Raw genomic sequence first — 12,774 nt, 5'->3', positions numbered from 1 at the left:
TTCGGGTTGGAGCGAAGCAAATCAGAAATGCGAATGTACGAAAAGAGACACAAGTATCAGGATGTTAGATATAAGACTTTATGCTGTAAATAGCACAGACAAAAGCGGAGCTGTATAAAGCACTAATTTTTATGCAAAGTGTAGTGTGCCAATTACGCCTTGCGTATCTTTCGCCCGTGTCTATACGCTGATACTGCTCATGCAACGAACAAACCTCCGCATCCTGACCGAAACGCCCTCACTGGCCAACCATTTTGTAGCTGAGCTGCGCGATGTAAGCGTGCAGCGCGACAGCCTGCGTTTCCGCCGCAACCTAGAGCGGCTGGGAGAACTGCTGGCTTACGAAATCTCTAAAACATTGCCTTATACGCAGCAAACCATCACCACACCGCTGGCCGAAACAAAGACAATGCTGCTGACCGAGCAGCCGGTGCTGGCAACTATACTTAGAGCGGGCCTGCCGCTGTACCAGGGAATGCTGAATTATTTTGATAAAGCCTACAGCACGTTTGTGGGCGCTTACCGGGTAGAAGAGGAGCATACTGAACTTGTTATCAACATGGAGTACCTGGCTTCGACCGACCTGCATGACAAGATCCTGATTCTGGCTGACCCGATGCTGGCGACGGGGCGATCGCTAATGAAGGCGTATGAAGGAATGCTGCGCCACGGAAAGCCCAAACAGGTGCATTTTGCCGCAGTTATTGCCTCGCCGGAGGGCATTGCCTACGTGCAGCAGCAAGTACCCGAAGCGCTGATTTGGCTGGGTGCGCTGGACGAGCGCCTGAACGAACGGGCCTACATTGTGCCGGGCCTGGGCGATGCCGGCGATTTGGCTTTCGGACCTAAAATATAACCTGAACTTATATGCCTGCCAGTCCGTTATACCTCTTCATGCAGGAAATACATTAACTTACCCTTTACTCAAATAGATTATTGAAAAAATTATACACTTATTAAATTTTTAGAGCGTGTAGGTATATCTAGCGCTTTTTGGTAGTTTTGAGTACAATTCTTTCATTGAAGCTGTGGCAGTAGAGATTTTGAAGTACCTTTCGGTGTATTTGGTAAGTATGGTCAAGTTTTTTGGTGGCCCTTTAACAGGGGTGTCACTAGGCTTGTCTTACACAGAAACCGTGCTGCTGACCATGGCAGGCATGATGACCAGCGTGTTAATATTTTCTGTAGTGGGCCGGGCATTTTCTAAATGGATGTCTAAACGGCGGCGGGCGCAGCGCAAGCCGGTTTTCTGCAAGCAAAACCGCCGCATTGTGCTAATCTGGAGGCGTTTCGGCGTAAGAGGTATCGCTTTTCTGACGCCCGTTATCTTCACGCCTATTCTGGGCACTATAGTGGTGGCCCTGTTTGGCACCTCCCGCAAACACATCCTGATACATATGTTCTGGAGCTCGCTTTTCTGGAGCGTCACACTTACCTTTATGGTAACAGAATTCGAGAAAGCGGCGGTGAGGCTGTTCTAACTGCCTGAGATAATTTAAAGTTCTAGGCCAGTCAATCAGATAATATGATGCTGTTTATTATCCTGTTGGGATGGCAATAAGCCTTTCCTTTACTTTTTTCCGCCTTTCTTCTTCGTTTTCTGCCAACTGGCATTTTTCGGGTTGCCTTTGCCTCTTTTATCTCTTGATTTCGGGATGGCTTTTTTCTCGTGGAAGGCGCCTTTAAAATCCGGATTGTCGCGCCGCTTGATAAAGTCTGTTTCGCGGGCCATTTCCTGCGCTTCCTCAAAGGGCGTTTCAAATACTTTTACTGCTGCCGGAAGCGGCAGCACAGGTATCTGCATCCGGATAAGCTTTTCTATTTGATGAATATGGTACATTTCCACCTCATTGGCAAACGTAATGGCAGCACCCACATTTTCAGCACGACCCGTACGGCCAATGCGGTGCACGTAATCCTCATAAATCAGCGGCACATCAAAATTAATAACGTGGCTCACCATGCTTACGTCGATGCCGCGGGCTGCCACATCCGTTGCCACTAAAAAACGCACTTCGCCGCCTTTAAATGCCTCCATTGAGTTGATGCGCGTGTTCTGGCCTTTGTTGCCGTGTATGGCCCGCACTTCGCCATAGTTGCGGTGCTCCAGAAACTTAGACACGCTCTCTGCATTTTTCTTGCTCCTGGTAAAGATAATAACGCGGTTCAACGCCTCCGTATCCTGGATCAGGTATTCCAGCAGCTCAATTTTGGTGCGCAGGTTGGGTACCTGGTACAGTACCTGACTTACGGTTTCTACCGGCGTGGCCTGTGGTGTTACCTCCACCCGCACCGGAAACTCCAGGAATTCCTCCGATAATTGCACCACCTTATCAGGCATAGTGGCGGAGAATAAAAGATTTTGGCGCTTGCGCGGAATGACCTCCAGTAACTGCCGGATTTGCGGCATAAAGCCCATGTCCATCATCTTGTCGGCCTCGTCAAGTATGAGCGTCTTCAGTTCTTTCAGGATCAGGTCGCCTTTCAGGTAGAGTTCCATCAGGCGTTTGGGCGTAGCCACCAGTATGTCAATGCCCTGGTTTATCGTTTCGATTTGCGTTTTGGGTCCCAGGCCGCCGTAGATGGCTGTGTGGCGCAGGCCGGTATACTTCGCCAGCAGCGTGATGTTCTCCTCAATCTGCATCACCAGCTCGCGGGTAGGCGCAATGATGAGCGCGCGCGGGTGCTGGCCCTGCGCATATTTCACTTTCATGAGCAACGGCAGCAGAAAGGCAGCTGTTTTGCCTGTGCCTGTTTGGGCGATACCCAGTATATCATGCCCTGCCATTATCAGTGGAATGGCCTGTAGTTGTATAGGTGTTGGTTTTTCGTAACCGGCCTCGGTAATGGCGTTCAGCAGCTGCTTGTTCAGCTTAAAATCTTCGAACGTATTAACTTCCTTTTCTGCTTCCGCTGCCATGGTATTTAAATTTATACTTTGTAGTGATAAACAAAAGTACGGCTTTTTATGGTAGGGAGGTGAGATGGATAGATTGGAGCGATTATAGTTGTATATTTAGATAGCAGAAAACAAACTTTATGCTCAAACTATACTATAAAATACTGCTTGCAGCTGCTTTTTCTATGATAGCTCTAAAATCAGCTAAGGGGCAGGGTGAAAAGTATGATGTGAATGAAAAGATTGAAATTGCCAGACAAGAACTGATGGAAAGTAAGGCTGACACTTTCTTAATTTATACTACAGGTTGTACAGGCTGTTATATTCTTCATGAAAAAGGGTACGAACCACCATGTGCTTGTGAAGATGAAAGCTTAAACGCCAAAATTTTGTGGAAAGAGAAGGGACAAAGTTACTTGAAGGAGATAAGTTGCTGTAATGAAACTGTAGCTAAGCTGAACAAACTCCCAGGTATATTTTCTTTTTATGAAGTACACAAAACCAAGTTGCAGAAAACGAAAGTAGGTACTACAGAAGTTAAGAACGATGGTGCCAAAGTCATTTCGCTACCGCCAAGTATAAGCCACTATTCATATCAAGGTGTAGTTATGAAGTTAGGCCATTCTGTATATGAGTTTTACATTAAAGATTATCAAAAAGAAGGAGAGTATGCAGAAGAGTGGAAGAAGTACCTATGGTTGGAAGCACAAGCTGAATGGGTAAAACTTATTGAGAAAGAATTGAAGCAGGGCTACAGTGAAGACTAAATATTTCTTTAGCAGTCGCTTTGCCTATTTCTTAAATTTATCAGTAAGAATAACATTATAATTCATTCAGAAACTCGGTAAGGCTTTGCTTCGGTTTTTTCCCCTGCTGCATATGGGCAACATCATCAAAGGCTTCTGCCAGATCGCTTCTGATTTTCAGTTTCTGCTCATAGTATAATAGTTTCTTTTGAAGTCGCTGCCATTCAGCAATCGATAATTGTACGGCTTTCGGATTACCATTCTGATCGTTCAGGTAGTCGATGTTTATTTTCATACTCTATAAAGATAACTGATTTTTAAATTTAACGAGTATGGTAAAGTAATAGATTTCTGTTCTTTAAGGATCTCTATACCTTATGCAACCCTTTCAACCGTTTAGGGGTCATGGTGTTACAAAGTATAAAAGGCGAAAAACACCTGTCGCCGGTTTCTGGTACGCTATCTAAACTGTACATCATGCAAAAGAATTACATCAAATCAGCTGTTGCAGCAGTTATTGCTGCGCTTATGGTGCTTTCCGGCTGCGAGCCTGATGCTGCTTCGCCTGATAATCCCCCAAACCTGCGTCCGCTGACTACACAGGAAGCAGCGACGGTCCAGAGCTCCAATAATTTTGCCTTCCGGTCTTTTGCGCAGCTGAGCGAGGCAGAAGGAGCGAAGAATGTGTTCATTTCTCCGCTGAGCATTAGCATGGCGCTCACCATGGCCTACAATGGTGCCGGAAGTTCTACGAAAGAAGCCATGCGCCAAACCTTGGGTTTTAAACTGCCCACGGACGAAGAAATAAATCAATCGTATAAGTCGCTGGCCGGGTTGCTGACCGGCATGGACAGGAAAGTGACTTTTACCTATGCCAACTCGCTGTGGCATAACAGGGATTACCAGCTACAAGCACCCTTCGTTAAACTAAACCAGACCTACTTCGATGCGACTGTGCAGGGGCTGGATTTTACTTCTCCCACGGCCAAAGACCAGATGAACAGCTGGGTGAAGGAGAAGACCAACGGTAAGATTACAGGTATAATTGAGAGCACCAGTGCCGATGATGTACTCTTCCTCATAAACGCCATTTACTTTAAAGGTACCTGGACCTACCTGTTCGACAAAGAGCTGACAAAGCCGGCGCCTTTTTACAAGGAAGATGGCAGCACCGTATCGCATGACTTTATGACCACAAAAAAAGCCAGGTATTTATACTATCAGGATGACAGCAAAAAGCTGATTGATTTGCCTTATGGCAACGGCCAGTTCAGTATGACCTTGCTGGTGCCTACCGGGCAACATACTGTAGATGATGTGGTACAGGAACTAAACGATGAAAGCGTATCCACCTGGTTGGCCGCGGCAGATACATCGGGAGTGGAACTGCACATACCCAAATTCAAGCTGGAGTATAAAACGGAGCTGAACGAAACATTATCGGCTTTAGGTATGGGCATTGCTTTTGGCGACGATGCAGATTTCAGCCAAATGGTGGTGGGAGACCGGCCATTACAGATATCAGAAGTAATGCACAAAACCTTTCTGGAGGTGAATGAGGAGGGCACAGAGGCGGCCGCTGTAACGTCTGTCGGATTTACTACTACATCAGTCGGGCCGCCGGCGTTAAAAGTAAACAGGCCCTTTGTTTTCCTGATCCGGGAGAAATCTTCCAACACCATACTCTTTATAGGCAAGCTGATGCAGCCATAACAGGTATAAATGCTGCACTATATAAAGAAGTTTAGTAGGCAATATCGATATCAGCCAGTAACTATTTTGATGAGAAATGCAGGATTAAGATAATGTGCTAACTTTGTTGAGCACGTATCCTAACTCTATGAAATCAACCTTTATCAAAAACGCGCAGCTCGTAAACGAAGGAAGTATACGCACAGCCGATGTGCTTATCAAAGACGGGCGCATTGCGCAAATCGGCCAAAACCTAAGTGCTGAAGCTGACGAAATTATAGATGCTACCGGTTTATACCTGCTGCCCGGTGTGATTGACGACCAGGTGCATTTCCGGGAGCCGGGCCTCACGCAGAAGGCTACCATCGAAACTGAGGCGAGAGCAGCTGTTGCGGGCGGCACTACATCTTTTATGGAGATGCCTAACACGGTGCCCAATGCGGTAACGCAGGAACTACTAGAGGACAAGTATAAAATTGCTGCCGAATCTTCGCTGGCGAACTACTCCTTTTACATGGGCGCCACCAACGATAACTTAGCCGAAGTGCTGCTCACCAACCCGAACACCGTGTGCGGTATCAAGATTTTTATGGGCTCCTCCACGGGCAACATGCTGGTGGATAATGCTGAAACGCTGGAGCAGATTTTCTCCAAAGCCAAACTACCCATTGCGGTGCATTGCGAAGACGAGCAAACCATCCGCGATAACATGGCCATTTACGAGGAGAAGTATGGCGATGACATTCCTATTAAATGCCACCCGGAAATCCGCAGCGAAGTAGCTTGTTTTAAATCCTCCTTTCTGGCCGTTAAGCTGGCTGAAAAGCACAACACGCGCCTGCACATTTTACACATTTCTACCGAAGAAGAACTCAAGCTGTTCCGCAACGACATTCCGCTGGCGCAAAAGCGCATCACCGCCGAAGTATGCGTGCATCATCTCTGGTTCGATAAGGAAGATTACGACAAGTATGGTACGCTGATAAAGTGCAACCCGGCTATAAAAGAGCATCGCCACAAAGAGGCGTTGCTGCAAGGCTTATTGGAAGACAAACTGGACGTAATCGCCACCGACCACGCGCCGCATACCTGGGACGAGAAGCAGCACAAGTATAAAAAAGCACCGTCGGGAGTGCCGCTGGTACAGCATTCGCTGCAAATGATGCTGGAGTTTGTAAAGCAAGGCAAGCTGACGCTGGAGAAAATGGTAGAAAAAATGAGCCACGCGCCAGCCATACTTTTCAATGTGCGCGGGCGCGGCTATATCCGCGAAGGCTACTGGGCCGACCTGGTGCTGGTAGATTTAAATAAGCCCTATACCGTTACCAAAGAGAACACCTACTATAAATGCAACTGGTCGCCGCTGGAGGGCCATACTTTTGGCAGCAGCATTCTGTATACTTTCGTGTCGGGGCACCTGGCTTTTGCAAACGGGGTTTTTGACGAGAGCGAAAAAGGCGATCGGCTGCTGTTCGACAGGTAAATATTTTAGTAAAAATGCGCAGAGAATATTGCATCATGTGATTTCGTGTGTATCTTTGCAATCTCAAAACACGGTGGTTGTAGCTCAGTCGGTTAGAGCACCAGATTGTGATTCTGGGGGTCGTGGGTTCGAGCCCCATCTTCCACCCGAAGCCCTTGAAGCAAACCTTCAAGGGCTTTTTTGTTTTATCTTTATATCAAGTGAAGTATAAGGTGCTTCAGTAAGTATAGCGGAGGTGAACTCACCCTGGCCCCTCCGGGGAGGGAAATAAAAATTAGCAGAAAAGGGTGTTTATACCTGACGTACTTTAACTTATTCACTCATTCAAAACTCACTCATTCAAAATTAAAAAATATGAGCTTAACAGTAGTCGGTTCGATGGCGTTTGATGCGCTGGAGACGCCCTTCGGAAAAACAGATAAAATTGTGGGTGGTGCGGCCTCGTATATTTCATTGGCCGCTTCGTACTTCGTGCAGCCGGTAAACGTGGTATCTGTGGTAGGCGGTGATTTCGACCAGGATCATATCCAACTGATGCATGAGCGCCACATCAGCACCGAAGGCGTGCAGGTAAAGGAGAATGAGAAATCCTTCTTCTGGTCGGGCCGCTATTTTAACGACATGAACAGCCGCGAAACGCTGGTAACGGAACTGAACGTGCTTGGTGATTTCGATCCTGTTATTCCGCAGAGCTACCAGGGCTGCGAGTTCCTGATGCTGGGCAACCTGGCGCCGCAAGTACAGAAAACCGTAATTGAACGCCTGCACGAACGCCCGAAGTTGGTGGTAATGGATACCATGAATTTCTGGATGGATATTGCCCTGGATGATCTGAAAGAAACCATGGCCCTGGTGGATGTGCTCTCTATCAACGACGAGGAGGCGCGCCAGCTGAGCGGCGAATACTCGCTGGTAAAAGCAGCCAAAAAGATTGTAGCGATGGGCCCCAGATTCCTGATCATTAAGAAAGGCGAACACGGTGCGCTGCTGTTCCACGGGGAAAACGTGTTTTTCGCGCCTGCATTGCCCTTGGAAGAAGTGTTTGACCCAACCGGCGCCGGCGACACGTTTGCCGGAGGTTTTATCGGTTATCTGGCCAGCACCGGCGACACCAGCTTTGAAAATATGAAGCGGGCTGTCATTTACGGATCGGCCATGGCTTCGTTTTGCGTAGAGAAATTTGGCACCGAGCGCCTCAAAAACCTGACGCAGCAAGATATTGACAGCCGCGTGCAGAAGTTTGTAGAACTGGTAGCCTTTGACACGATACTGCAATAAACAGCACTATAAATTACTGCATGTAAAAAAGGAAAGCATACGCTTTCCTTTTTCGTTTTAGCTCCTGCTGCTGAAGGTACTACCGTTATGGCAACAGCGCTTTTGTACTAAAATCAGAGCATGCGGCAAAGTTTAATCTCAAATATAGACAACAAAATTCCGGCGGCAGGGGTAAAAGTAAGTATATACTGAAGAGGGAACTGAACTATGAACGATAATAAAAATAACAATAAAGAGAGATTACAGCAGCAGTCGGAAGAGCGTATTTCATCTGACATGAAGAACCAAAGCCAGCAGGGAATGCATTTGGACCCTGCTAAAAAGACGCTGCAGCAAGACGACTCAAAAGTGCAAAACCCAAACCGCAATTTAGCAAAAGGCGGTAACAACATGCCTTACGATAAAAAGTAAAGGTTACAGAGCAAAATACAAACTATGAAAATAACGAAAAGAGGAAGGCCCTGGTGGTCTTCCTCTTTTTTTGTGCTTATTCCCATGCCACAGGTGGTTTCTACGTAGTATAATATGTTCACACCTGCATCCCGAAAGCACGTAGCCGCACAAAATCAAAGGTTTAGATCTACCTTAGTATAGTAATAGCCAAAGATTTATACTTACCCGGGGCTTTTAAATTATCTTTCCGGAAATATAATCCGGGATGCCTTTGTTATTTTACAAAGCTTTACTAATTTTGCAGGCCATAATAAAACCATTGGCAGACGATGAAAAGAACATTCCAGCCTTCTCAGAGAAAAAGAAGAAACAAGCACGGTTTCAGATCAAGAATGGAGACCGCTAACGGCAGAAGAGTATTGGCCAGCAGAAGAGCCAAAGGCAGAAAGAGACTAACCGTTTCTGACGAAAGAAAACACAAGGCGTAATCCCTTGCGGGATGCGCTTTGCTTGCTGTAGCCGCTCATGCAAATGGAGCCAGCTAACGGGTATAAAGCAGCGCAACCGGCTTCCTATACTTTTCCGAAAGAAGAACACTTGTGCAGCAGGCGCCACATTGCGCTGCTCTTCAGCAAGGGTTCTTCTTTTAATTTGTATCCGCTGCGGTTCGTATACCTTACGCCGCAGGATATGCCGCCTGATAAAACGCAGGTGCTTATCTCTGTATCCAAGCGTTACTTTAAGCGCGCCACTGATCGCAACCGCCTCAAGCGGCAAATGCGTGAGGCTTACCGCCTCAACAAGCATCTTCTTACACAAAATCCGGCACAGGCACCCCGCCTGCTGGGCATCCTTTACATTGGCAAAGAAAAAAAATCCTTTGCCACAATTCAAAAAAAACTAATTTCAGGTTTAGAACGTTGTCAGACTAAATAGTCTTTCCCCGCGTCCTCAAACCTGAAATATATGTACAAGAAGTCTATCGCCGCTGTGCTGGCAGGGTGCCTTGCCCTGAGCCTTTTCTCTTTTAAAACGGATTCCGAACGTTATTTCGAAATCGCCAAAAACCTGGATGTTTTTGCGACGCTCTTTAAAGAGGTAAATACTTTTTATGTAGACGACGTTTCACCGGCGCAGCTGATGCGCACCGGCATCGACGCCATGCTCCGGTCACTGGACCCTTATACCAATTACATTCCCGAAGACGATATTGAGGATTTCCGCACTATGACGACCGGGCAGTACGGCGGCATTGGCGCCATTATTGGCAACCGCGACGGCAAAATTGTGGTGCAGATGCCGTACGAAGACTCTCCCGCTTACGAAGCCGGCCTTGCTATTGGTGATGAAATCCTAAAAATAAACGGCATAACCGTAACCAATAAAAGCACCGAAGAAGTAAGTACTTTGCTGAAAGGGCAGGCAAACTCTCCGGTTAAGCTGGAGGTGCGCAGCTACGGGCAAACCAAACCGAAGACGATTGAGCTGAAGCGCTCCAACATTACCGTAGACAATGTGCCCTATTATGGCATGCTCAATGAGGAGATTGGCTATTTCCAGCTTTCCGGCTTTACGGTGGATGCCTCTAAAGAAGTGAAGCTGGCAGTGCAGAAGCTGAAGGAGCAGGGAGCAAAGAAGATTGTGTTTGATTTGCGCGGCAACCCCGGCGGCTTGCTGCACGAAGCCGTGAACATCTCCAACATATTTATAGACAAAGGCAAAGACATTGTGAGCACCAAAGGCAAGGTAAAAGAGTGGAATAAAACCTATACTGCCCTGGACGAGCCTTTAGACAAAAACATACCACTGGTGATACTCACCAGTTCGCACAGCGCCTCGGCCTCCGAAATTGTAGCCGGCGTAATGCAGGATTATGACCGCGCTGTGCTGGTGGGCGAACGCACTTTCGGCAAAGGATTGGTGCAGGCCACGCGCCCACTGTCTTACAACTCACAACTGAAAGTAACCACAGCCAAATATTACATCCCGAGCGGCCGCTGCATCCAGGCTATCGATTATACCCATCGCAACGAGGACGGTAGCGCTCCCACCATTGCCGATTCGCTGCGCGTAGCCTTTAAAACTGCTGCAGGTCGCATAGTATACGATGGCGGTGGCGTGAGCCCTGACGTGGAAGTGAAAGATCCGGTATATTCTGAAATTACCCGTACTATTGCCAACAAAGGGTATTTATTTGATTATGCTAATAAGTATAAACTGGAGCATGCCAACATCCCGCCCGCCAGTAAGTTTGAGCTTTCTGATGAGGAGTACCAGAAATTTATAGCTTACCTGGGCGGCAAAGATCTGTCGTATACTACAGGTATAGAACGCGAGTTGGAAGATTTGGCGGAGAAGGCGAAGGATGGCAAACACTACGACGACATCAAGCAGGAAATTGAGACCATCAAGCAAAAAGTATCGCACAACAAGGCCAACGACCTGACGCGCTTTAAGCCGGAGATAAAAGAAGTGCTGGAAGCAGAAATAGCTTCGCGCTATTATTTACAGAAAGGCTACATCGAAGCTACTTTCGACGATGACCCGGACATTCTGGCCGCCATACAGGTGCTCAACGATCCGCAGCGCTACGCCTCATACCTGAAAGTACATTAAGTATAAAGTGTAAGCAAGCACGAGGAACGGATTTAAGTATATGGTAAAATCCCCTCCTTAGAAAAGGAGAGATTAGGGGTGGTTGGATGGCGGTGGCGTTTTGTGTTATAGTACAACGTAACTTCCCCCTCACTCAAGCAACAAGTATATAGTATAAGTATAAAATAGGCGGAGGCGGTGCTGACTTAAGTGCTGCCTCCGTCTGTTTTACCATCAAGGCCGATTTGCCTGCTTGTCTGGCTTGCGCTACCTTTGCAGTTCATTTTACACATCAACACAAGTATGGCGGTACTTTTAGCTATCGAGACATCATCTACGGTTTGCTCTGTTGCCTTGTATAAAGACAACCAGTTGCTCGGGGCCTCAGAACTACAGATAGAAAAGTCGCACTCGTCGCACATCACCGTTATGATAGCGCAGCTCGTTGAAAACTGCGGCTTAGCACTTGAAGACTTGAGTGCTGTAGCAGTATCAGGCGGGCCGGGTTCGTATACAGGTTTGCGTATTGGCAGCTCCACGGCGAAAGGACTTTGCTTTTCGCTCGATATCCCTTTGCTTGAAGTTTCTACATTACATGGTTTGACCGCACAGGTAATAGCAGCCACGCCAAACCCCGAGCAGTATCTGTTTTGCCCGATGCTGGATGCCCGCCGCATGGAAGTTTATACTTGCCTGCTCAACCATCAACTGGAGGAAGTAGAACCTGTTGCGCCCCTTATACTTGAATCGGATATCCTGCAGGAGAGACTGGCGCAGCAGGGCATCATCTTTTTTGGGAGCGGGGCCGGTAAATTTAAGGAGTTGGTAAGCGGGAACAGCAATGCACTTTTCATCGATAGTATACTTCCGTCGGCTAAAACAATCGGGCAGCTGGCACTAAACAAGTATGCGCAAAAGCAGTTTGAAGATGTGGCATATTATGAACCCTTTTATTTGAAGGATGTTTATATAACAGGTGCCCGTAAGGCGCCAGACAAAGTATAAATTATGGAAGAGCTAATTAACAGGGTGGCGCAAAGCGCCCTCACAACTATAAACCTGGAGGAATTGCTTCATCCGGGCGAACGGGTAGTATACGATATCAAGGAGAATCTCTTTCATGGGTTAATTTTGAGGGAGAAAGATTTCAGAGCTTTTGTTAAAGAGCACGACTGGTCTGCTTATGATGGTAAAAACATAGCTATTATTTGTTCTGCCGATGCCATTGTGCCGACCTGGGCTTATATGTTGCTGGCAACGAAGCTGCAGGGACACGCAAACTATTATGTGTTTGGCGATTTGGAGGTATTGGAGCAAGCTTTGCTGCAGGAAGCTATTGCTAAAATAGATCCGGAAGAATATCGCGATGCAAAGATTGTAGTAAAAGGCTGCGGCAGCATACCCGTGCCCACCTATGCCTATGTAGAAATCATGCGGAAACTGCTGCCTGTTGCTTCCAGCCTGATGTATGGCGAGCCATGTAGCACTGTTCCGTTGTATAAGCGGCCGAAGAATGTGTAAAGCTGGCAGGCATTTTGGAAAATGCTGCACAGATGTGAAAGCCAAAACTGTCAGAAGTTACCATTCGTTCCTGTAGCCACAGGAACGAATGGTCTTTTGGGATAGTTTATTTCGAAGAGCATGCGGGGGCTTGGCCAGGTTGGTGTCTGATTGTGCGGGGATGTATA

14 protein-coding genes and 1 tRNA gene are annotated in these 12,774 nt (G+C 47.2%); 13 read left to right on the top strand and 2 right to left on the bottom strand.

Annotated elements, in window-relative coordinates:
• Positions 1-199: 199 nt before the first annotated feature.
• Together upp and I2I11_RS17915 are read left to right on the top strand one after the other, a co-directional pair.
• A complete protein-coding gene (upp, locus tag I2I11_RS17920) occupies positions 200-856 on the top strand; it encodes a uracil phosphoribosyltransferase (protein WP_196269122.1) in 657 nt (218 codons plus the stop codon).
• Positions 857-1,073: 217 nt separating this feature from the next.
• Entirely contained in the window at positions 1,074-1,481 is a 408-nt protein-coding gene (locus I2I11_RS17915) for a hypothetical protein (RefSeq protein ID WP_196269121.1), read from the top strand.
• Positions 1,482-1,570: 89 nt separating this feature from the next.
• On the opposite strand, the gene I2I11_RS17910 is transcribed toward I2I11_RS17915, so the two are convergent.
• A complete protein-coding gene (locus I2I11_RS17910; protein WP_196269120.1) occupies positions 1,571-2,920 on the bottom strand; it encodes a DEAD/DEAH box helicase in 1,350 nt (449 codons plus the stop codon).
• A 119-nt stretch (positions 2,921-3,039) separates the two neighbouring features.
• Between I2I11_RS17910 and I2I11_RS17905 the strand changes: the two genes are divergently transcribed.
• Positions 3,040-3,666 carry a hypothetical protein gene (locus I2I11_RS17905; protein ID WP_196269119.1) on the top strand — a complete coding sequence of 209 codons (627 nt, stop codon included), beginning with the start codon at positions 3,040-3,042 and terminating at the stop codon, positions 3,664-3,666.
• Between the two features lie 55 nt (positions 3,667-3,721).
• Here the strand turns inward: I2I11_RS17905 and I2I11_RS17900 are convergent, their stop codons facing one another.
• Positions 3,722-3,940, bottom strand: a complete 219-nt coding sequence (locus tag I2I11_RS17900) for a hypothetical protein (protein ID WP_196269118.1) — start codon at positions 3,938-3,940, stop codon at positions 3,722-3,724.
• Between the two features lie 182 nt (positions 3,941-4,122).
• Between I2I11_RS17900 and I2I11_RS17895 the strand changes: the two genes are divergently transcribed.
• The 10 genes from I2I11_RS17895 (at position 4,123) to I2I11_RS17850 (ending at position 12,607) form a co-directional block, all read left to right on the top strand.
• Entirely contained in the window at positions 4,123-5,358 is a 1,236-nt protein-coding gene (locus tag I2I11_RS17895) for a serpin family protein (protein WP_196269117.1), read from the top strand.
• Between the two features lie 127 nt (positions 5,359-5,485).
• Positions 5,486-6,820 (top strand): dihydroorotase, encoded by a 1,335-nt coding sequence (locus I2I11_RS17890; protein WP_196269116.1) that lies wholly within the window; start codon positions 5,486-5,488, stop codon positions 6,818-6,820.
• Between the two features lie 72 nt (positions 6,821-6,892).
• Positions 6,893-6,968: transfer RNA gene (locus tag I2I11_RS17885), tRNA-His, on the top strand.
• Positions 6,969-7,174: 206 nt separating this feature from the next.
• Positions 7,175-8,098 (top strand): PfkB family carbohydrate kinase, encoded by a 924-nt coding sequence (locus tag I2I11_RS17880; protein ID WP_196269115.1) that lies wholly within the window; start codon positions 7,175-7,177, stop codon positions 8,096-8,098.
• Positions 8,099-8,305: 207 nt separating this feature from the next.
• A complete protein-coding gene (locus tag I2I11_RS17875) occupies positions 8,306-8,509 on the top strand; it encodes a hypothetical protein (RefSeq protein WP_196269258.1) in 204 nt (67 codons plus the stop codon).
• 311 nt (positions 8,510-8,820) lie between these two features.
• Positions 8,821-8,979 carry a 50S ribosomal protein L34 gene (gene rpmH / locus I2I11_RS17870; RefSeq protein ID WP_162428478.1) on the top strand — a complete coding sequence of 53 codons (159 nt, stop codon included), beginning with the start codon at positions 8,821-8,823 and terminating at the stop codon, positions 8,977-8,979.
• A 43-nt stretch (positions 8,980-9,022) separates the two neighbouring features.
• On the top strand, positions 9,023-9,427 hold the full coding sequence (gene rnpA, locus I2I11_RS17865; protein WP_196269114.1) for a ribonuclease P protein component: 405 nt from the start codon (positions 9,023-9,025) through the stop codon (positions 9,425-9,427).
• Between the two features lie 30 nt (positions 9,428-9,457).
• Positions 9,458-11,107, top strand: coding sequence for a S41 family peptidase (locus I2I11_RS17860; RefSeq protein WP_196269113.1), 1,650 nt, complete (start codon positions 9,458-9,460; stop codon positions 11,105-11,107).
• Between the two features lie 282 nt (positions 11,108-11,389).
• Complete coding sequence (gene tsaB, locus I2I11_RS17855; protein WP_196269112.1) at positions 11,390-12,091, top strand: tRNA (adenosine(37)-N6)-threonylcarbamoyltransferase complex dimerization subunit type 1 TsaB; 702 nt, start codon at positions 11,390-11,392, stop codon at positions 12,089-12,091.
• Between the two features lie 3 nt (positions 12,092-12,094).
• Complete coding sequence (locus tag I2I11_RS17850; protein ID WP_196269111.1) at positions 12,095-12,607, top strand: DUF2480 family protein; 513 nt, start codon at positions 12,095-12,097, stop codon at positions 12,605-12,607.
• The last annotated feature ends 167 nt before the right edge of the window (positions 12,608-12,774 follow it).

It is taken from the genome of Pontibacter rufus (assembly GCF_015694705.1).
Lineage (GTDB): Bacteria > Bacteroidota > Bacteroidia > Cytophagales > Hymenobacteraceae > Pontibacter > Pontibacter rufus.
Note: the sequence above shows the minus strand (reverse complement) of the source record. Positions and strands in the feature narration are given on the sequence as shown.